The 19356-nt window shown below is 39.3% G+C and carries 21 protein-coding genes; 3 read left to right on the top strand and 18 right to left on the bottom strand.

Annotated elements, in window-relative coordinates:
* Positions 1-5 precede the first annotated feature (5 nt).
* The 8 genes from ACTTKV_RS05505 to ACTTKV_RS05470 all read right to left on the bottom strand — a co-directional run bounded on the left by ACTTKV_RS05505 (position 6) and on the right by ACTTKV_RS05470 (position 8142).
* Positions 6-905: a NapH/MauN family ferredoxin-type protein gene (locus tag ACTTKV_RS05505; RefSeq protein WP_442549617.1), complete on the bottom strand. Its 900-nt coding sequence runs from the start codon at positions 903-905 to the stop codon at positions 6-8.
* A gap of 2 nt (positions 906-907) precedes the next feature.
* A complete protein-coding gene (locus tag ACTTKV_RS05500) occupies positions 908-1372 on the bottom strand; it encodes a c-type cytochrome (RefSeq protein WP_442549616.1) in 465 nt (154 codons plus the stop codon).
* Positions 1373-1918, bottom strand: a complete 546-nt coding sequence (locus ACTTKV_RS05495; protein WP_442549615.1) for a c-type cytochrome — start codon at positions 1916-1918, stop codon at positions 1373-1375. It lies immediately after the preceding gene.
* The gene (locus ACTTKV_RS05490) at positions 1915-2592 is read right to left on the bottom strand and encodes a 4Fe-4S dicluster domain-containing protein (protein WP_442549614.1); all 678 of its coding nucleotides are present in this window, start codon (positions 2590-2592) and stop codon (positions 1915-1917) included. The genes ACTTKV_RS05495 and ACTTKV_RS05490 overlap by 4 nt, the downstream gene beginning before the upstream one ends.
* Positions 2585-3841, bottom strand: a complete 1257-nt coding sequence (locus tag ACTTKV_RS05485) for a nitrous oxide reductase family maturation protein NosD (protein WP_442549613.1) — start codon at positions 3839-3841, stop codon at positions 2585-2587. Before ACTTKV_RS05485 ends, ACTTKV_RS05490 begins: the two co-directional genes overlap by 8 nt.
* Positions 3834-4589 (bottom strand): cytochrome C, encoded by a 756-nt coding sequence (locus tag ACTTKV_RS05480; protein ID WP_442549612.1) that lies wholly within the window; start codon positions 4587-4589, stop codon positions 3834-3836. The genes ACTTKV_RS05485 and ACTTKV_RS05480 overlap by 8 nt, the downstream gene beginning before the upstream one ends.
* Positions 4590-4673: 84 nt before the next feature.
* On the bottom strand, positions 4674-7262 hold the full coding sequence (nosZ, locus tag ACTTKV_RS05475) for a Sec-dependent nitrous-oxide reductase (RefSeq protein WP_442549611.1): 2589 nt from the start codon (positions 7260-7262) through the stop codon (positions 4674-4676).
* 13 nt (positions 7263-7275) lie between these two features.
* Positions 7276-8142, bottom strand: a complete 867-nt coding sequence (locus tag ACTTKV_RS05470) for a hypothetical protein (protein WP_442549610.1) — start codon at positions 8140-8142, stop codon at positions 7276-7278.
* A 368-nt stretch (positions 8143-8510) separates the two neighbouring features.
* Here ACTTKV_RS05470 and moaC point away from each other — a divergent pair, with 368 nt between their 5' ends.
* The 3 genes from moaC to ACTTKV_RS05455 are packed head-to-tail and all read left to right on the top strand — an operon-like array spanning position 8511 to position 10479.
* Entirely contained in the window at positions 8511-8987 is a 477-nt protein-coding gene (gene moaC / locus ACTTKV_RS05465; RefSeq protein WP_442549630.1) for a cyclic pyranopterin monophosphate synthase MoaC, read from the top strand.
* Positions 8962-9228 (top strand): HP0495 family protein, encoded by a 267-nt coding sequence (locus ACTTKV_RS05460; RefSeq protein ID WP_442549609.1) that lies wholly within the window; start codon positions 8962-8964, stop codon positions 9226-9228. Before moaC ends, ACTTKV_RS05460 begins: the two co-directional genes overlap by 26 nt.
* 9 nt (positions 9229-9237) lie before the next feature.
* The gene (locus tag ACTTKV_RS05455; protein ID WP_442549608.1) at positions 9238-10479 is read left to right on the top strand and encodes a hypothetical protein; all 1242 of its coding nucleotides are present in this window, start codon (positions 9238-9240) and stop codon (positions 10477-10479) included.
* Positions 10480-10646: 167 nt separating this feature from the next.
* Here ACTTKV_RS05455 and ACTTKV_RS05450 read toward each other — a convergent pair whose 3' ends face one another.
* The 10 genes from ACTTKV_RS05450 to ACTTKV_RS05405 form a co-directional block, all read right to left on the bottom strand.
* Positions 10647-11441 (bottom strand): undecaprenyl-diphosphate phosphatase, encoded by a 795-nt coding sequence (locus ACTTKV_RS05450; protein ID WP_442549607.1) that lies wholly within the window; start codon positions 11439-11441, stop codon positions 10647-10649.
* 57 nt (positions 11442-11498) lie between these two features.
* Positions 11499-13409, bottom strand: a complete 1911-nt coding sequence (gene tkt / locus ACTTKV_RS05445; protein WP_442549606.1) for a transketolase — start codon at positions 13407-13409, stop codon at positions 11499-11501.
* A gap of 133 nt (positions 13410-13542) precedes the next feature.
* Positions 13543-14442 (bottom strand): polyprenyl synthetase family protein, encoded by a 900-nt coding sequence (locus ACTTKV_RS05440; protein ID WP_442549605.1) that lies wholly within the window; start codon positions 14440-14442, stop codon positions 13543-13545.
* On the bottom strand, positions 14439-15548 hold the full coding sequence (locus ACTTKV_RS05435) for a DUF7488 domain-containing protein (protein ID WP_442549604.1): 1110 nt from the start codon (positions 15546-15548) through the stop codon (positions 14439-14441). Before ACTTKV_RS05435 ends, ACTTKV_RS05440 begins: the two co-directional genes overlap by 4 nt.
* On the bottom strand, positions 15545-15859 hold the full coding sequence (locus tag ACTTKV_RS05430) for a YbaB/EbfC family nucleoid-associated protein (RefSeq protein WP_107785678.1): 315 nt from the start codon (positions 15857-15859) through the stop codon (positions 15545-15547). Before ACTTKV_RS05430 ends, ACTTKV_RS05435 begins: the two co-directional genes overlap by 4 nt.
* A 4-nt stretch (positions 15860-15863) precedes the next feature.
* Entirely contained in the window at positions 15864-16211 is a 348-nt protein-coding gene (gene panD, locus ACTTKV_RS05425; RefSeq protein WP_002941539.1) for an aspartate 1-decarboxylase, read from the bottom strand.
* A gap of 2 nt (positions 16212-16213) precedes the next feature.
* Positions 16214-17497 (bottom strand): UDP-N-acetylmuramoyl-L-alanyl-D-glutamate--2,6-diaminopimelate ligase, encoded by a 1284-nt coding sequence (locus tag ACTTKV_RS05420; protein WP_442549603.1) that lies wholly within the window; start codon positions 17495-17497, stop codon positions 16214-16216.
* On the bottom strand, positions 17475-18029 hold the full coding sequence (locus ACTTKV_RS05415; protein WP_442549629.1) for a histidine kinase: 555 nt from the start codon (positions 18027-18029) through the stop codon (positions 17475-17477). The genes ACTTKV_RS05420 and ACTTKV_RS05415 overlap by 23 nt, the downstream gene beginning before the upstream one ends.
* Positions 18016-18291, bottom strand: a complete 276-nt coding sequence (locus tag ACTTKV_RS05410; protein WP_442549602.1) for a NifU family protein — start codon at positions 18289-18291, stop codon at positions 18016-18018. Before ACTTKV_RS05410 ends, ACTTKV_RS05415 begins: the two co-directional genes overlap by 14 nt.
* Before the next feature lie 137 nt (positions 18292-18428).
* Positions 18429-19349: an ABC transporter substrate-binding protein gene (locus ACTTKV_RS05405; protein ID WP_442549601.1), complete on the bottom strand. Its 921-nt coding sequence runs from the start codon at positions 19347-19349 to the stop codon at positions 18429-18431.
* Positions 19350-19356 lie beyond the last annotated feature (7 nt).

Genomic DNA, 19356 nt, shown 5'->3' with positions numbered 1-19356 from the left:
ATTCCTTATATGAGCTTCTTAAAGCCGTTGTCAAATTTGAGCGCGTCTTGGTGACATACATCTATACACCTGCCACAAAGCGTGCAGTCAGCCCCTGCTATCCTAAAGAGATTTTTACTGTCATCGGTTTTTGCACCTTTTTTTGTCATGAAAAGCACGTGTGGTACTAGGCAAACATCGGTGCAAACTAAGCAATGATCGCACTTCTCTTTATCCCAGCTTATTTTTATGGCATTTGGCCTAGCTATTGCTGAGTAAGTAGCTCCAATAGGACATATATATCTGCACCAAGCCCTACGCGAAAAGAAAATTTCTACCGCAAGCATGGCAACAACTAGCCAGATGGCGTGAAAATAGCCATAGATAATAAATCGTGAAAATATTCCAACGACATTAAAAATTTCAAAGACAAGGCTTGAACTAGCAAAGCTAAGTGTTAAAAATAAAATAGTAAATATATAACGCCATTTTGTATCAAAAACTCGTGGTTTTACTATCTTTTTAGCACGTAAATTTTCGTGAATTTTTTCGGCTATCTCGCTTATGAGTGAATACGGACAAACCCATGAGCAAAATCCCCTGCCACCAAAAATGATGTAAAAGGCTAAGATGCTAAGTGAGCCGATTAGTAAATTTACATGAATTTCATGCGTTGCCAAAAATACTTGCAAGCTCATAAAGGCGTCTGCTAAGTGAAAGCCAAGTACCCTTGAAGCACTGATATCGCCTTCTAAAATCTGCACATCAACCCTGTAAGAGAGTATAAAAAGAAGATGGACTAAAACGATGGCTAATATCCGCCAAAAACGAATGCTAGGTCGTTTTTTGCCATCTTTTGTGGTTGAAATTAGCGTACCAAGAAAGCTTACGTTTCTAATGGTTGCGCGAGTATTATATTTATCCATTTTTACTTTTTAAATTTAGAAATTTCATCTGCCAAGCTTTCGAGCTGGCTATCGCTAACGTTTGTAAGCAGTCCCTTCATAAGCGTGTTTTGCACCTTGCCAGCCTTATACTCGGCTAGCTTTTTAAGCAACTCATCTTTGCTTAAATGCGTTATATCTGGAGCCACTATACCTTTTGCATTTGCACCGTGGCATGGGGCACAAGAGGTGAGATATTGTTTGCTAACACCTTCTGTTTGGCTTTTGGCTACGCTTAGACTTAACTCTTTTACCTTTTTTAGCTCATCTTGGCTTGCAAATTCCTCATTAGATTTTGGCTGTTCTTTTGTGAAATTTTGCTCTATCTTTGGTGTGGCGACTTTGGCTGTAGATTTCTCCTTTTTAGGCGGAGTTTGACTCAACATGAGCACCATGACACCACAGATTGCCGCCGCTAAAATAATGGTTATAATCTTTCCTATTTTCATTTATTTACTCCTAAATTGTGTATTAAAATCACTAATCTCTTTGGCCAATTTTCTAATTTCATCATTATCCATCTTCTTTACCAGATCTCGCATTAGAACATTTACCTTTTCTTTGTTTTTATAAGCGCTTATCATATTAAAAATTTCATCCTCGCTCTTTGTTAGAAGAGATGGTCCGATGATGCCATTTGCATAATCATCATGACAAGCTGAGCACTTTGTGATGAAATTCTTGCTAAGCCTACCCTTTATGAGTCTTAAATTTATAGTTTGAAGTGGACTTTTTACCATAGCAAGTGCTCCAATTTGGCGGCTTACATTATTATCTTCAAGGCCAAATTTCACGCTCTTTTCGCCATGCATATCGTATTTTATGAAGTCATTTTGCTTGTTTGTGCTTTGGTTATTTTCTTTTTTTTCAACCTTTATACTTGCACTTGTGGCTGCATTTATTGGTTGCTCGCTAGCTGTCTTTATCTTATCATCACTCTTTTCACAGCCAGCAAAAAGCAACATAGCCGCCACTAAAGAAATTATTAGCCTCATTTTTTCTCCTTATAAATTTCATCAAAACTCATCTTTGGGGCGATATTTATGATCTTAACTGGACAAACTTCAGCACATACTCCACATCCAACACAACCATTTTTAATAAGTGGTAAATTTGTCTCACTCATACTAATAGCACTATCACCAACTGGACAGATGCTAACGCAAAGATCGCAAATTTGACCAATCTTATCTTTTACCTTATCTTTTACTGCCTCTTCTCTGTCGTTATAGGCTTTACGCTCAAGCATATATTTAACGCTAGCTTCGCTTAAATTTTCTCTTTTTACGCTCAAACAGGTCGCCGTGTCACTTAAAACTGCAACACCCATTTTGACATCGCCTACAACTTTTGTAGCGTGATCAAGCGCCCCGCTAGGACAGGCTAGCACGCACGGAAAAAGATCGCACAGATAGCAGCCTCTTTTTTTAGCATTGATGTAGGCTGTGCCATTTGAATAGCCATCTTTTATATCAAGCAAACTTATGCTGTGATAAGGACATACTTGTACACACTGTCCACATTTAACACAGAGGTCATCAAAGTCATCGACTGCGCCAGGTGGCCTAAGGTAAAGTTTATCACCACTACTTTTTGGTAGAAATTTGCCTATGCCATATCCTACTGCGGCTGCGGCTGAGCCTAAGATTATAAAATTTCTTCTATCCACGTTTTGCCTTTAGGGCATTAAAATTTGAAGCATCAAGCGGCCTTATTCTTGGGGTTTTGTCTTCCAGTAATTTTATTGGCTCAGAAAAAGGAGCAAGTTTGGCCAAGAAATTTAAAACACTAAAAACACTTGAGCCGTAGAAAAACTGTAAATTTGGATGGTATTGCCAAAGCTGATCAGCATATGAAAGGTGCATAAATGGCGTATCTCCGTAACCATCTTTATCCCTATCAAAGCTTTCATACTCGTCATAATAATTCTTATTCCACTGATTTAGCGCCATTTTATCGCCTGGGGTATCGTTTACGACGATACCCATATTGCCTATAAAATCATTATTTTCAAAGATACTTGCACCTTGCGTAGCGTGAAAATGGACACCAACTACGTTATGTAAAATTTTATTGCCTAAAAAATTTATAGTTGATCCAGGTTGGAATGGCGAATTATCGAGCAAAATTCCTCTTGCATTGTAAATTAGCGTATTGTTTTCTATAATAAAGTCAGATGCGTCTTTTAATCCGATACCAATACCAAATGCACCGTCGCTATCCATGACTAAATTTGATCTAACGGTTGAGCCAGCTGAGTACATAAAAAACATACCAACCGCATTGCCGGTAAATTCGTTATTTTCAACTAAATTTTGATTTGCATACATAAAGTGAAGCGAGTACCTACCGCGAATCGCTTTATTTTTTAAAAATTTATTGTGGCTTGCATACCATGCGACCATATCGCGACTATCGTAAATATAGTTGCCTTCTATTAAATTTTCATGGCTATACCAAAGTCTGATCGCATCACCCCTAAAGCCAAGGGTCGCTCCTTTTTTAGAAGTGATGGTATTTTCGGTGATCTTTGAGCCACTACACTCCTTAAAATCAACTCCAAAAAGCACATCACTTAAGTTATTTTGCGTAATCACGACATTATTTGCCTTGTCACAGCCAATACCAGCATCAAGCTCGCCAAGGTTATTTCCGCTACCGCTTATTTTTAAATTTTTTAGTGTCACGTTTGAGGCAATGATCTTTACAACCGTACCCTTACCACTGCCTTTTATGTGAGCATTTTTGCCCTCGCCAACGATGCTAAGAGGCTTATTTATCGTTATACCCCCTTCGTAAACAGCATCTCCTAACCTTATCACGTCACCAGGATTTGCATTATTTATAGCATCTTGAAGGACGTTTGAGAAGCCAAAAACTGGCAAAAAAATAAGGGCAAATTTAAAAATTTTACGCATTTAACTCTTTTTTCTTTGAAAATACCGCAAGTATGCAAAGCACGCTCATGACTATCATCACCCAAAATCCGATTGTTGGATAAGAGTGCGTAGTAAAGTGAGCCACGCTACCATCGCCTAAAACAGTTGGTGTAAATGGCTTAATCTTAAAGGCTCCCCACTCCTGCATATTATGCCCATACCAGTATAGCCAACCCACAAATGCACTCATAAATAGTATAGGTGCGATAATGGTTGGCACCATAAGAAGTGAGTTAAATTTACCATCATAGTATAAAAATGCAAGCATGCAAAGTGTTGCTATGAGTAGATAATAAGGTGCGATAGCTCGCTCGACATTTCCGCCATGCTCCATAGGATACATGCCTATGTAGTGGTTTATCGTATTCATCTCGTGCACGTCTCCACTATATCCATCTACGTGAAAGTATACTGGGATTCCATTAGGAAAGGCTGCTTTTGGGTAGTTTGGTGCTTCAAGTGCGACGTACCAGATAGGAAGAGACGGAGTGCCAATCTCTGCTTTTTGTGTTATCATCTTATGAAGATCGCTCGCTACCTCTTTTGGCAAAAGATGATTTTTATACTGAAATGAGCTATAAAGATTATAGATACTATAAGTATAAGATGGCAATTCATCGCCGTCAGCTATTCTTTGTTTAGCTCCATGCCAACCAAGAACAGGTAAAGTAAAACAAACAGTCATAATGACAAGTGCAACAATGGTATAAATTTTATATTTACTCATGGTCTCTCCTTTAAATTTTAAAATTTCATTTGCTAAAAATAAAATTTTAAAATTTAAAAAAGGGGCGAGATCGCCCCTTAAAAACTACATACCTGCGTTTTCATCTATCCATTTTAGATATTCGATGATATTTTTGATCTCTTCATCATTCATGTGCTGATTTGGCATTCTAAGATTGAAGTAATCAATCATTGATTTAATGTAGTCGTCATTATAAAATTTAGCAGGATCTTTAATAAATTCTGCTACCCATTTTTCGCCGTTTTCATGTCTTAATAAGACACCAGTTAGGTCTGGACCTGAACTTACTTGACCGATAACGTGGCAACCATTACATCCACCTTTTAGATAAGCCTCCTCACCTTTTGCAGCAGCCGGACTCATAGGAGTTGCGATCTCTTTTGCGAGGTTGTTTTTAGCTTTTAGACCAACATCGGCTGTTTTTACCATGTATTGCCATACTTGGTACTCCCAAAGGATAGCGCCGTTTACATCGCCTTTCTTGTAGGCTTCGTCAGCTTTTTCTTTTACCTCTTTAATATGTCCATATTGATCAAGTGCATCTTCAACCAAAGCTTTTACTTTTGGATATTTCTCATAATGTTTCTCTTTTAGGTATTTAACAACCTCTTGGATAACATCATCAGTAGCTTTGTTAGTTGCGATTACTTTGTCGTACTCAGCTTTTAGAGCTTCTGGACTTAGAGTTTTTAGCTTATTTGTCTTTGCGGATTCATATTTTTTATTTGGATCTTTAACAAGCAAATAACCCATCATCTCTAGGTGAAGTGCTGAACAAAACTCGGTGCAGTAATATGGAAAAACACCTTCCATATCAGCTACGAAATTTACCGAAGCAGTTTTACCAGGCTCTAGCGAAGCATGAATATTGTAAAGGTCAACTCCAAAGCCGTGAGTCTCATCTTGTGCACGCTCTAGGTTTGTTAAGTGGATAGTTACATTATCACCTTTATTTACCTCAATGCGCTCTGGATTGATATGGCTTCTTACCATAGTCGCATAGACATTTACGTTTTTGCCATTTCTCTCGATTCTCTCTTGACCAGCAAGTGTTGCATGTTGACTTGCCTCACCTGTTCTTGAGTTTGTACCCATATTGTATGTAAGAGCTGGACTTAGCTTGCTAGCTGCTATTGAAACAACATCATGTGGCTCGCCAAGTGGGATTGGCATATCATAGATTAGATCCATTTTTGCACCAGTGATATCAATTAGCTGGTGGTTTTGTGGATGGAGTGGCCCTACTGGATTAAAGCGATCGATCGATAGTTTATCAAGTGCGATTGCATATTTACCAACAGGTTTTGCTGATTTTCCTTCCATTGTATCAAGGTGACCGATGTTGTAGTGAACATTTACCTTATCAAGTACTTTTAAATTTTTATAGTCCCATTTTACGATTTGACTATCAACATAAAGCGAAGTATAAACTACACCTTCTTGTGAGTCAAATGATGTGTGCAGTGGTCCAAGGCCAAGTTCTACTTGTCCGTGCATTGTCTTTGCTCTATCTAAGATAGGTATGCCATATGGGTCAGTGCCAATGTATTCTTTTTTATCAATTAGCTCTTTAATCTTTTTAAAATCATAAACTGATGCGTGAGTATCAAGCTTTCCACCAATGATGATATATCTACCATCTGGGGTTACGTCACAACCATGTGGGCTCTTTGACTCAGGGATCAAAAATAATGCGCCTGCTTTAACAGCAGCGTCTATTGTAACTACCTTGTGGCCATTTATAACTTTGTAGTTTTTCTTGTCTTGAACAAGTTTTTCTAAAATTTTCCAGTTATAAACATGCAAGAAGTCAGTGTCATTTCTACTTGCACCTGCTTCAAATGGAGGAAGTCCTTTTTCGATACCACCAGTATACATCTCAGTATTGATTGAGTTTGTAAAACCCCAGCCGTAACTCTCACCCTTACCAGCATCGCTTAGGTCTTGCCAGTATGGTGGAAGTTCAAGAGAAAATGACTCTTTCTCATCAATCTTACCTTTTGGATAGTCAAATTTCCAAAATGTAACAGCACCTCTATAAACCGCCTCATAGTCGTCTAGTGAATGGTAGTTGTTATCAAGCGGAGCTGCGTACTGGCTAGCTTCAATGACATATTCACTATTTGGAGTAATGAAACTACCGCCGTGCTCACTCTTCATTATAGGGTTTACAACGATTTGAGTTGTCTCAAAATCATGTAAATTTATAACTGCAATTCTTGGGTTAGCTTTATCGTTTATAAATAGATAATCACCAACATACTCACCATTTTTCTCAGTGAAATTTGGATGGTGTGTATCGCCCCAAGTTATCTCCTTGCCTCTTATAGCACCTTGTTTTAAAACAGCTTTTGACTCATCGTCATAGCCATATCCTTGCCAAGGCTCTGGTGTGAAAACGCCGATGTATTTGTAAATTCTCATCGACGGAACGCCATAAACCATTACTTGACCGCTTTGTCCGCCAGATGAAAAGACGATGAAATCATCTTTTTTACCGCTAGGCTGGTAAGTTTTAGCAGCTGCAAGGACGTCTTTTTCACTTAGCCCACGCTCTTTCATGACTTTTTCAAGGTCACTACTAGCAGCACAAGCGGTCGTTAAAGATAGCCCAAGCAACGCAGCACTTGCGACACAAAATAACTTTTGCATTTACTCTCCTTTTTTAAAATGAATTTATCTCTAAACTCTTTATCTCATTGTTTAAATTTACACAAATGAGCACGTTTTTATCTATAAAAATTTCCTTTATCTCATCGCTAAAAAATACTTTTTGCCCTTTTAGTTTCAGATCCTTATCAAATTTATAAACTATTCCGTCCTCACCACCTACAAAAACCTCATCTCCTACGCAAGTAAGAGCAGAAATTTTAGATTTTAAAATTTGCTTTTTAGCTCCACTTTTAAAATCTAAAATTTCTCCGTCTCTAAAGCCGACCAAAATATCACTCCCTTTGAATTTGCAGGCACTAATCGGAGCAAAGCCTATATTTTTTTTCTCTATCAAAGTAAGATCTTTACCAAGCAAAAACGCTTTGCCATTAAAACTTGTAAAAAATAAACTATCATTAAGCAATAAAAAATTTGAAATTTTATAAATATCTTTGTAATTTTTAGTTAGAAGCTTCTTTGAATCTTTGTCAAAAACCGATATGCTCACTTCGCTTGCCATATCGCAAGCCACGTATATTTTATTTGTACTAACTTGAATATTTGAAATTTTACAGCCGACATTTGGCACAGCAAATAAAAAATTTCTCTCGTTTGCTACTTCTATGATTTCATTGTTTAAGTTTGCGATATAAAAGAACTCCTCATCATATCCACACTTTTGATTTTTGTAGTATGTATTTTTTAGGTTTAAATTTTTAGCCTCTCCATCTTTTACAAAGACTATACTTTGAGCATTTTCATTAACAAAACAGCCTAATTGCTCGGCAAAAGCTACTATCAAAAACGCACCAATACAAAGCAGAAATTTCATAGCCCAAGTTGCTTTCATAGTAAATTTAAAATTAATAAAAATATACATGCTCATATCTTAAAAGCAAATTAGAAGTTAATTTATTTTTTTAAGTTTTTAAAGAAAAATACCAGTATATTTTTTTAAATTTGTGTATTTACTATAAATATATTTTAGAATTTAAGTAATAGAAATATATTTTTAATAAAATTTATTATCTATATAAATAGCTATTTATCGGTATTTTATAATTAAATTTAATAAAATAAATAAAAATTTAAAAAAATTGATTAATGTAAATTTTTATTTTAAGAAATCAAAAACTTAGCGCATTTGGTTTAGAAGCGTAGTTTTTAAAAAATTAAATATTTTTTACTTAAATTCCTTGTTGGGCTAAATTTGCTTAAATAGGCTATAATCTGCCAAAAAAAGGAGAGATAATGCTGACACATTTAGATGAAAAAGACCGCCCAAAAATGGTCGATGTAAGCCCAAAAGATCCTACAAAAAGAGTAGCAACGGCTAGTGGGATCATCAAAATGAGCAAAGAGGCCTTTAAGGCAATAAAAGAAAATACTGGCAAAAAAGGTCCAGTCATCCAAACAGCCGTTGTCGCTGCGATAATGGGTGCAAAAAAGACAAGCGAATTAATTCCAATGTGCCATCCACTAGCTATTTTAGGCGTGGACTGCGATATCGAGGAGTTGCCTGAAATTTGTGCTTTTAAGCTTTTTGTGAGTGTGAAGATAGAGGGCAAGACTGGTGTTGAGATGGAGGCACTAACAGGCGTTAGTGTAGGGCTTTTAACGATTTATGACATGGTAAAGGCTATCGATAAAGGCATGGAGATCGGTAGCATCGTACTAGAGAGCAAAACAGGAGGGAAAAGTGGCGAGTATTTGCGATCTAAATAACCAAAAAGTAAAGATCGACTACCCAACACACTGGGAGTACAAAGTGATCTTTGATGCGAGTGATGAGGCAGAAGCAAAGGTGAAAGATATAGTAAAGAATAGAGAGTTTAAGCTAGTCTTTTCAAAATATAGTAAGGATAAAAAATACGCTAGCTATGATCTGGCTGTTCTTGTTTTAAGTGAAGAAGAGAGGCTGGAAATATTTTCAGCACTAAGACACGAAGCAAAATACGTTTTATAAGGCAAAAAGATGAATAAATTAGAACAAAATTTAAGTGATTATAAAAACAGTGATGGCTTGCTAATAAGCATGAAGGCCCTTTGTAACAGCTTTTTTAAAGATATTGCAGATAAAGACACAAACGCTTTGCCTGAAATTTTAAAGGCAAAAATGAATGAGCTTTATGATGAGATGAGTAAAGCGGATCTCATAAACATAAAAAATCTAAAAAGTGCGATGGAGGGGATAAATCAAGCTCTTGTCGGTGGTGAAGAAAAGGAACTTTATGAGCTGCTTAACAAGAAAGATGAACTGGACCGTCTTATAGAGATCAAGCGCGATGAGATCAAAAACAGGCTAAAAGTTTCATTTGAAGCGGCCGAAGATATCATAAAAGATAGAGATTTTAGTGAAAAAGAGGAAATTTTAGAGCTTTTAAATAATGCAATTATTAGAGAGACGAGACTTCTTGGGATTTTAAAAGAAAGTGCTACTATCGCCTTTTTAACAACACTTGAAGGTGCAAAAGATATCGAAGAGACAGCTAACGCGATAGCCAAAAACATGACTTATGCTGCGATAATTGGTGGAGAGTTTAGCAAAGAACGAATACTTGAAATCTCAAAAAATATTATCGTCCCTGCTATAAATTTAGCAAACGAGGGTCATATCTTTGCAAAAGAGCTGATGAGTGGAGCGATAAATGGCACAAGAGATGGTATTTTAAGAGCTATTGAAAAGCTAAAAGATGAGGCTAAATTTGCTCCAGATGAGCTAAAGCTAAACTCACAACTTTTGAATTTAAAAAATATTGATGAGGATTTTATAGCCCTACTCAAAGAGCTTGAAAGCGAATTTGAAGGGGTAGCAAAAAACGAGATCGAAAATGTGCTAAATAGCGAACTAGACACTAGTCTTGCTAAATTTAAACGCATAAGTGATCAGGCAAGAGAGCAGATCGTCTCAAGAATAGAAGAGCTAAAATCATCAAGCAGCGTAGCAAAGTTTATGAGCGAGGCAAACAATAAGCTTGAAAATTTAAAGCAAGAGTTAAATGAAAAAAGCAAAAAGATAAAACTAAATTTTGACGCAAATGATAAATTTGAAGAGATCAAGCAAGAGATCACTAGCTTTGAGAAAAAGGCCAACGAAAAACTTGAAGATATAAAGCAGATGGATATCAAATCAGAAGCTAAAAAGATTGGTGATAGGGCTTATCAAGCTGCAAAAGACTTTTTAAACGTTATTAAAAAAGAGAAAAAGGAAGACTAAAAATTTGCCAGGGACTTTCCTTGGCAAATTTAAACTACCAGTCTAAATTAACTTCTTGCCTATTTAGTTTGTAGATATTGTCTGAGTGCTTTTGTACCTAAAAAGAGTATGATTATTGCTCCAGCTATGAGCATGATGTCTTGATTTGTCATTTTATCTCTATAAATTTACAAAAACAAATATAATAAAAACGCTCCCAAAATAAGACGATAAACGACAAATGGCAACATCCTCACCTTTGAGATGAGCCCCATGAAAAGCTTCACGCACACATATGCGCTAACCGCACTCACAACGACGCCAAGTGCGATATCGCTCCATGGCAAAGCATTTGGGTCTTTTATGAGCTTTAAGCACTCTAGGCCGCCAGCTAGGATTATAACTGGGATCGACATCAAAAATGAGAAATTTGCACTGCCCTTGTGACTAAAGCCCAAAAATAAGGCCGCTGTCATCGTTACGCCTGATCTTGAAACGCCAGGGATCAGTGCTATAGCTTGTGCTAAGCCTATGATAAGAGCAAATTTTATGGTCATTTCATATTCGCTCTTGTTTGATGAGCGAAGGTCGGCAAAGTAAAGCGCTATGCCAAAGATGATCGTAGTTGCCGCGATCACAACGCCGCTTCTTGCGTACTCTTCGATCGCATGGTTAAATAAAAGTCCAAATATCCCCACTGGAATAGTGGCAAATCCAACGCACCAGACAAGCAAGCTATCGCCCACCATCTTTCTTTGCGCGATTGAGGCAAAAAAGTCGCGAAGTAGCTTAAAAATCGTATCCTTAAAATAAAAAAGTATCGCACTTAGAGTGCCAACATGCACCGCCACGTCAAAGGCAAGCCCCTGATCTGGCCAGCCAAGCAACTTTGGCACCAAGATGAGATGAGCCGAGCTAGATATCGGTAAAAACTCGCTTATGCCTTGTACCAAGGCCAAAACGATAACGTGAGAAATTTCCATAAAATGCCTTTTTTGATTGTAGATTACAGTTGGGGATTTTACTCCCCAAGATTAAATTTATATGATTTCACTAGCGAAATTTGCAAGTTTTTGTGGCGTGAAGCCAAAGTGATCAAATAGCTCATTCGCCTTGCCGCTGGCACCAAAGCCGCTCATGCCATAAACTGCGTCGGCAAATTTATACCACTCAAGGCCAGTCGCAGCCTCAACTGCGATTATGGTTGTATTTTTGTCTAAAATTTTAGCCACATACTCGTTTGGCTGCTCGCAAAGCAGGTCATAACAAGGTGCTGATACGACGTTTGCACCGATACCTTGCTCGCCAAGAAGTGCGGCTGCTTTTACACAAAGTGAAACCTCGCTGCCACTTGCGATAAATGTTATCTTCGCATCTTTTGATGAGCTTAAAAGATATGCGCCGTTGCCAACCTCGCCAAATTCACCTTTAGCAAGTGGCTCGAGACCTTGACGACTAAGCACAAATGCGCTTGGAGCGTTTAAATTTAACGCCGCTTGCCAGCTAGCTGCATTTTCGTTGCCATCAGCTGGGCGGAAAGTATAAAAATTTGGCATAGCTCTAAATGTGCTAAGTTGCTCGATCGGTTGATGTGTAGGGCCATCTTCGCCAACCCCAATACTATCGTGCGTAAATATAAAAAAGTGCTTGATACCCATGAGTGCTGCTATCCTCGTGCTTGGCTTTAGATAGTCGCTAAAGATGAAAAATGTCGCTGAAAATGGCAAGAAAAGACCGTATCTGGCTATGCCATTGTTGATGGCTGCCATGGCATGCTCTCTGATACCGTAGTGGATATTTTTACCATTTGGAAAATCTCCCATGCCCTTTAGCTCGGTTTTGTTTGACGGAGCAAGATCAGCGCTGCCACCGATAAAGCCAGGCAGTTTTTTTGCTATCTCATTTAAAATGACGTGGTTTGTATCTCTTGTGGCTAGCTTTTTGTCGCTAAAGTCTGGAAATTCTAGCTTACTAAAGTCTGGATTTAGAAGTGAGTTTAGTAAATTTTTACCCTCGCTGCTTAATGCCTCGACCTTTTTGTTCCACATAGCCTCTTCTAAATCACCCTTTTCAACCGCACCTCTAAATCTTAAAAGCACGTCCTCGCCAATGGCAAATTTCTTCTCAGGATCAAAGCCAGCTGCGGCCTTTGCCTTTTTGATGATCTCTTCGCCAAGCGGTGCGCCGTGGCTGTGGTGGCTGCCCTCAAGCTCCATTGCCCCACGTGCTATGCGTGTGTTTGCGATGATAAGATATGGCGACTCTTTCTCGTTTGCTTGCTCAAGTGCAAATTCGATCTGGTCATAGTCGTGTCCGTCTATGCGTGCGACTTCCCAGCCCTGCGCCTCAAACCTAGCTTTGACGTCCTCACTAAATGCGATCGCTGTGTCGCCCTCGATCGTGATATTGTTTGAGTCGTAGATAAGCACAAGGTTGTCTAGTCTTAAATTTCCAGCCACCGAACATGCCTCGTAGCTTATACCCTCTTCTAGGTCGCCGTCGCCACAAAGGCAGTAAATTTTATGATCGATTATTTTATTGTCTGGTTCGTTTAGTACGTTTGCAGCGTATTTTTCTGCCATGGCTAGACCAACTGCATTTGCCACACCCTGACCAAGTGGGCCAGTAGCCACCTCAACGCCTGGAGTGTGAATTTCTGGGTGTCCTGGGGTGTTTGAGCCAAGTTGGCGAAAATTTTTAAGCTCGTCTAAGCTTAGATCGTAGCCGCTTAGGTGCAAAAAGCTATAGACCAAGCTTGATGCGTGACCGCCGCTAAAAACTAGCCTATCTCTATTTAACCATTTTGGATTTTTAGGGTTGTGTTTTAAAAAGTTGCTTAAAACCACCATGATATCAGCTAGGCCCATAGGAGCACCTGGGTGTCCGCTGTTAGCGTTTTGCACCATATCAGCGCACAAAAATCTTATAGTATCGGCTTGTTTTTTTAGCATATCATCTCCTTTTATTGCGTCAGATTATACAAAAAAGTGATTAAAACTTGCCTTGCGTTTTATCCTAAAATGTCTAAAGAGTGATATAAATTTTCTAATTTTTTATTAGCAAAAAGCTAGAAATTTCTAGCTTTTATCTTAGGTGTTTATCTGTAAGCTCTAAGATCATCTTTGCTATGCCAGCGTCTATCTGCTTTAGTGCCTCTTCTATCTCGCTTATTAGCTCATATTTTTTCTTTTTAGCGCCAGATAGACCAAGTAAATTTGTAAATGAATTTTTCTCTAGGTCGTTGTGTACGGGCTTTCCAGCAGCCACTTCGTCGCTTGTAAGATCGATGATATCGTCTTGTATCTGAAAAGCAAGGCCAAGCTTTAGACCGATATCATAAATTTTCTCGCACTCAGTCTCGTCTAAATTTGCTATCACAGCGCCCATTTTTAGGCTAGCAGCGATGAGCTTTGCGGTCTTGTGGATGTGTAAAAATACTAGCTCATCAAGGCTTAGCATCTTGCCAGAGAGGCCAAATTTAGCCTTTGCTCTTTTGATGTCCTCTTTGTTCGTATTTTCAAAAAAACAATCAAGTGCCTGACCTAGCACCATGCCACTAGTTCCGGCATTTTGGCTTAAAATTTCCACGCATTTTATACGCGTGTCAGCTGGTAAATCAGCACGTGAAATTTCATAAAAAGCATGCGTATTTAGCGCGTCTCCTGCGAGTATCGCAGTAGTCTCGTCGTATGTTACGTGAAGCGTTGGCGTGCCGCGCCTTAAGCTTGCATTGTCCATTGAAGGTAGGTCGTCGTGGATGAGTGAGTAGGTGTGCATCATCTCAAGTCCTAAAGCCACCCTCATAGCCTTTTGCGTGAGGCTTTTATTCACGTTATCTACCACACCAAGAAGCAAAAGCGCCCTAAAGTGCTTCCCTCCAGCCTTTAGCATAACGCCGAGCGCCTCCTCGTAGTAAGGGTGAAAGCTAGGCGCCTTTGGCAAATTTTCGTTTAGAAATTTTACAAACTCTTCAAGTAGGCTCATTTTGGCACTCTTGCAAAAAACTGAAAGTCATTTCTGCTAAACAAAAGCACGAAATTTTGTAGATCGCTTATCTTTTCTAAAAGCTCCTCGCGGTTGCTTACGCTCTCTTTGTTGTAGCCTAAAATTTTATCGCCGATCTTGATGCCAAAAATTTCCGCATTTGACTTTGGCTCAACCTTGGTAACTACTAAATTTTTATCAACCGTGATACCATAATCAACCAAAATCTTATCGTCAAACATCGTTTGTGCTTCTTTTGGCATGATATTAAAGTTAGGCATATCAAGGCTTGATGGTGCATTCACCTCTAAGCTTTGATTAAATTTCACATCTCCGCTTACTGGCACCTGAAAGAGTAGCTGCTCTCTGTCACGCTTGACGATGATGTCAAGTTTTGCACCCTTTGGAGCAAAAAGCACCATCTCATTTAGCTCTCTTAGGCTCTTTGGTTTGATACCATTTATCGTAACAAGCTCATCATCAACCATCAACATCTTGCCGCGGCCCAAAGGGTCAACAAGGCCAACAAAAAATTTATCCTCTTTTTGTAAAAACTTCACCCCTATATCGCCGTAATATACGTCATCGTAAGAGACAAAGTGCTTTAAATAGCGATTTGGTATAAATTTATCAGCTCCAACAGCGATACCTATCATCTTGCAGCAAGGCGTGTTTATCTCGCCAGTTGCGTTGTACTCAAAACTTAGCGTATCAAAGTCGCCTAAATTTTGCCCCAAAGATTTGATGTGGCCCATCACTGTGTTATTAGCATCGTTTAAAATACCAACCCAAGTGCTCTTTTTAATGCGCTCCTCGTTGGTCTCATCAGCCATCACAACAGGGCTTAGCTCCTTGCTAGAGCGGACTAAGAAAAGCTGCAAATATGGGTCAAATTTGACATATTCGCCAAGTGGGGCTCCCTCGCTTTTTGGCACGGCGATCAAATTTTTAGTGATAGCCACACCAAAATGTTTATTTACTGAGACGATCGAGTTTTTGTTCTTTTCAAAGCAAGCGTTAAAGTCCTCTTGTGTAGGCCTAGGATCGGCATTTAGGCAAAGTGCTGTTAGCAAAAAAGCAAGGGCAAATTTATAATTTAGTCTCATTTTATCCCCATCGAAGCAAGGCCACCAAGCATCCTTGAAGCGGTGTTTTTCTTATCGGCCTCGACTGACTTTAGCACGTCATTTACGGCGCTTATTAATAAAATTTGCATACTCTCTTTATCTTCAAGTAGACTATCATCGATGCTGATATCAAGTATCTCGCCACTGCCATTTGCTCTCACGCTCACTAATCCGCCGCCGCTTTTTGCCCCAAATTCTTTATTTTTGCTCTCTTCTTCTATCTGCTTGGCTTGCTTTTGCACATCCTCAAGCATCTGCCCCATCTTTGAAAAGTCAAATCCCTCAAACATCCGTCTACTCCTTTATGATCTCGTTTTTGTTATTTACATGCACGATGGTTGGCTTAAATTTCTTAGCCTTTTTAAATTTCATACTAGCGTATGCTACGATGATGACCACGTCGCCCACGCAAACCTTTCTAGCAGCTGCGCCGTTTAGGCAAATTTCGCCTTTTTTGCCTTTTATCACGTAGGTGGCAAATCTCTCGCCGTTATTTACGTCTAAAATTTCAACCTTTTGATTTTCTATCAAATTTGCAGCCTTTATTAGCTCCTCGCCTATGCTTATTGAGCCAACATAGTTTAAATTTGCGTCTGTTACGACGGCTCTATGGATCTTGCTAGCTAAAATTTCTATATTCATTTTTACCTCTTTAAAAGTTCAATTACCACTTCTTTGTCGCTAAATGGATACTTGACGCCATTTATCTCTTGATATGGCTCGTCGCCTTTGCCAAGTATGACAAGTGCCCAGCCAGGTTCAAGCTTGTCAAGAGCTAGCGCGATCGCCTCTTTACGGTTGGCATTTCGTATCAAATTTTCATTTTGGCTCATGCCAGCGCAAATTTCGTCTATTATATTCTCTGGCTCTTCGCTTCTTGGATTGTCGCTTGTGACGATACAAATTCTCGCGTATTTTTGGGCTATTGCTCCCATTTTAGGGCGCTTTGTCCTATCTCTGTCGCCACCTGCACCAAAGACCGCTATCAAATTTAGATGTCTAAGCGAGTTTAGCACCTTTTCTATGCCATCTGGCGTATGGGCAAAGTCAACAATGACTAGTGGATCGGTGCTAACCACTTCCATCCTGCCACTAACACCTTTAAATTTGCTTATCGCATTTGAAAGTGCGGCTGCGTCTGGGCGCTCTAGCAAGCAAACGGCTCCAAGTGCGGCAAGCAGGTTGTAGAGATTAAACTCACCTTGCAAGCTTGAGTCTATCTCCACATCGCCATTTGGCGTTTTGATAACTGCGTCTATGCCGTCCTTTAGCCCATAAACTATCGGCGCAAAACTAGCTGGCTTTTTGAGCGAATATGTATAGGCATTTTTTGGGTTAAATTTAACTCCACCATCGTCAATGTTTATGAGCTTTACGCTCTCATCGTCAAAAAAGCTTGACTTTACTCTAGCGTACTCCTCCATGCTCTTATGGTAGTCTAGGTGATCTTGCGTTAGGTTTGTAAAAATTTTAAGGGCAAAATTTAAGCTCTCTATGCGTTTTTGAGCGATCGCATGCGAGCTAACCTCCATCACAAAGTACTCGCAACCCTGCTCGCTAGCTGTTTTGAGATATGAAAGCGTCCTTAAAATAGCACTTGTCGTAAGCGCCTTGTCATCTATCTGCTCACCCTCTATAAATGCTCCTCTTGTACCACTTAGGCCGCATTTTTTGCCTAAGTTTCGCAAAGTCTCATAGATAGCCGCAGCCGTCGTGGTCTTGCCATTAGTGCCTGTAATGCCGACTATCTTTAAATTTTTATCGATATTTAAGAGCTTTTTGCACTCTTCAAGAGTGATTATCCTTGCGCCATTTTTTACAGCATCCTCTGTAAATCTCGTATTTGCGGTAGTTTGTACAAAAAACGAGCCCTCTTCGCACTCGTTTGAGTCATCTGTTATGAAGCTATTTTCTACTGATATTTTCATCGTTTTGTCTTTTTTGTATCTCTTTAAAAAGCTTACCTATACGCTCGTCGCTACCAAACATCACCGCTGCGCTTTCAAGATAGTTTATGCTCATATCAATGAAGTCATTTTTTATCAAATTTCCTAAAAATTCCAAAAAATCATCTTTGTTTGAGATCATAACCTTGGTTGAAAACATGATGTTTTCAAAGACCTTTTTAAAGCTTCCGTCTCTATAAACAGCTCTTTTAAAGTCCTCGTAGCTGATCGCGTCTTGCTCTTCAAAATACTCATCTTCAGCATCTCTGGACTCTAAAATTTTTAAAATTTCCTCCACACTCTCGTCGTCCTCGCCAGCTCTTACCTTAGCCATATAGTAGTCAAACAAAAGCTTTGCTTCCTCGGCATTTTCCTCGCCAAGAGAACAAATTTGAATCAAAAATAGCAAATTTTTATCCTGCGTCTTCTCATACGCTAGTGAAAAGTAAAAGATCGCATCTTTAAATTTTGAGCGTTTAAAGTGCTTGATACCTACTTTTTTATAATCCACCAATGTTAAATTCCTCGCCAATTGGAACATTTATGACCTCAAGCTCTGGGTGAATGTCGATGCGTAGTTGCCTTTCAATGCCGTACTTTAGCGTAGTCGTACTAGCTGCGCATCCATGACAATGTCCCGTGAGTCTTACGTAAATTTTGCCGTTTTTTATACCAAGTAACTCCATTCCACCGCCGTCATTTTCAAGCATCGGCAGCACCTTTTGCAAACTCGCTGTCACTGGTTTTAAAAGCTCTTCATCAGTAAATGGGATCATATTTTTTCCTTAAATTTTTTAGCTATTATAGCAGATAAAGTGCAAACAAACGCTTGCTAGACTTTTACCGTGGCGAATTTGGCTTTAAATTTTGGCTGTTTTTTATGGAGAAAAAGGGCAAATTTGCCCTTTAAATTTTAGTTTAGTAGAAGTGATTTTATATCTATTTTTTGCTCGATCATCTTGCTTTCAAGCATGAACTCTTGCGTAGCTTCAAGCGCTTTTATGTCATCAGCCGTGATCTTTGGACTAAAGTCATACTGAGGATACATGCTCTTTACCGCCTCTAGGCTAAGCCCGGTCTCCTGGGCTGTGAGTTTGAGCGCCTCCTCTTCGTTTGCATTTATAAATGCCAAAATTTCATCCTGAGCCTTTTTAAATTTCTCAACGACGTCTTTATGCTTTTTATAAAACTCGCCGCTTGTAGCCGTCACTATGACTGGAGTGATGACGCCTTTGCCGGTTGTGACTACATTTAGGCCTGATTTTTGAGCGTTATAAGCAGCGGGTCCTGCAAGAAGCGCCAAATCAACGCTTCCGTTTTCTAGCGCAGCCTGCGCAGCTGGGATGCCCATAGATACGAACTCGACGTCATTTATGCTAAGCCCTCCAAGCGCTAGGTATCTAACCAAAAGCTCGTTTAAGATCGTGCCTTTTGGGCCTGCTACCTTTTTGCCTTTTAGATCTTTTGGTGACTTTATGTTTTGGTCCTTAGAAAATATCACAAAGGCCTCTGGCGCCCTTGAATAGGCGCTTACGATCTTGATATCAGCCTTATTTGCCGCTGCAAGTATAACCGAAGTGCCACCCACACAGTTTAAAAACTGGAGCGAATTTGAAGCTAGCGCTTGCGTCTGCTTCGCACCTGATGTTATGTCAGAGTACTCCACCGGCACGCCAAAAGACTTCGCGTAAAAGCCTTTAAATTTATCGACGATAGATGGGACGTTTAGTGGCGATTTGACGTAGGTCATGCCGATCTTATCTAAGCCTTCGCTTGCGTTTGCGACGAGGCAAAGCAAAGAGGCTGCACATAAAACCTTGAAAAACTTTCTCATATTTGCT

Source organism: Campylobacter sp. (assembly GCF_052169515.1).
Classification (GTDB): domain Bacteria; phylum Campylobacterota; class Campylobacteria; order Campylobacterales; family Campylobacteraceae; genus Campylobacter_A.
Note: the sequence above shows the minus strand (reverse complement) of the source record. Positions and strands in the feature narration are given on the sequence as shown.

Excerpts from the sequence above, each read along its gene's own strand:
- ACTTKV_RS05505 (WP_442549617.1), bottom strand. The coding sequence starts at position 905 with ATGGATAAATATAATACTCGCGCAACCATTAGAAACGTAAGCTTTCTT.
- ACTTKV_RS05500 (WP_442549616.1), bottom strand. The coding sequence starts at position 1,372 with ATGAAAATAGGAAAGATTATAACCATTATTTTAGCGGCGGCAATCTGT.
- ACTTKV_RS05495 (WP_442549615.1), bottom strand. The coding sequence starts at position 1,918 with ATGAGGCTAATAATTTCTTTAGTGGCGGCTATGTTGCTTTTTGCTGGC.
- ACTTKV_RS05485 (WP_442549613.1), bottom strand. The coding sequence starts at position 3,841 with ATGCGTAAAATTTTTAAATTTGCCCTTATTTTTTTGCCAGTTTTTGGC.
- ACTTKV_RS05480 (WP_442549612.1), bottom strand. The coding sequence starts at position 4,589 with ATGAGTAAATATAAAATTTATACCATTGTTGCACTTGTCATTATGACT.
- nosZ (WP_442549611.1), bottom strand. The coding sequence starts at position 7,262 with ATGCAAAAGTTATTTTGTGTCGCAAGTGCTGCGTTGCTTGGGCTATCT.
- ACTTKV_RS05470 (WP_442549610.1), bottom strand. The coding sequence starts at position 8,142 with ATGTATATTTTTATTAATTTTAAATTTACTATGAAAGCAACTTGGGCT.
- ACTTKV_RS05455 (WP_442549608.1), top strand. The coding sequence starts at position 9,238 with ATGAATAAATTAGAACAAAATTTAAGTGATTATAAAAACAGTGATGGC.
- ACTTKV_RS05450 (WP_442549607.1), bottom strand. The coding sequence starts at position 11,441 with ATGGAAATTTCTCACGTTATCGTTTTGGCCTTGGTACAAGGCATAAGC.
- tkt (WP_442549606.1), bottom strand. The coding sequence starts at position 13,409 with ATGCTAAAAAAACAAGCCGATACTATAAGATTTTTGTGCGCTGATATG.
- ACTTKV_RS05440 (WP_442549605.1), bottom strand. The coding sequence starts at position 14,442 with ATGAGCCTACTTGAAGAGTTTGTAAAATTTCTAAACGAAAATTTGCCA.
- ACTTKV_RS05435 (WP_442549604.1), bottom strand. The coding sequence starts at position 15,548 with ATGAGACTAAATTATAAATTTGCCCTTGCTTTTTTGCTAACAGCACTT.
- ACTTKV_RS05430 (WP_107785678.1), bottom strand. The coding sequence starts at position 15,859 with ATGTTTGAGGGATTTGACTTTTCAAAGATGGGGCAGATGCTTGAGGAT.
- panD (WP_002941539.1), bottom strand. The coding sequence starts at position 16,211 with ATGAATATAGAAATTTTAGCTAGCAAGATCCATAGAGCCGTCGTAACA.
- ACTTKV_RS05420 (WP_442549603.1), bottom strand. The coding sequence starts at position 17,497 with ATGAAAATATCAGTAGAAAATAGCTTCATAACAGATGACTCAAACGAG.
- ACTTKV_RS05410 (WP_442549602.1), bottom strand. The coding sequence starts at position 18,291 with ATGATCCCATTTACTGATGAAGAGCTTTTAAAACCAGTGACAGCGAGT.
- ACTTKV_RS05405 (WP_442549601.1), bottom strand. The coding sequence starts at position 19,349 with ATGAGAAAGTTTTTCAAGGTTTTATGTGCAGCCTCTTTGCTTTGCCTC.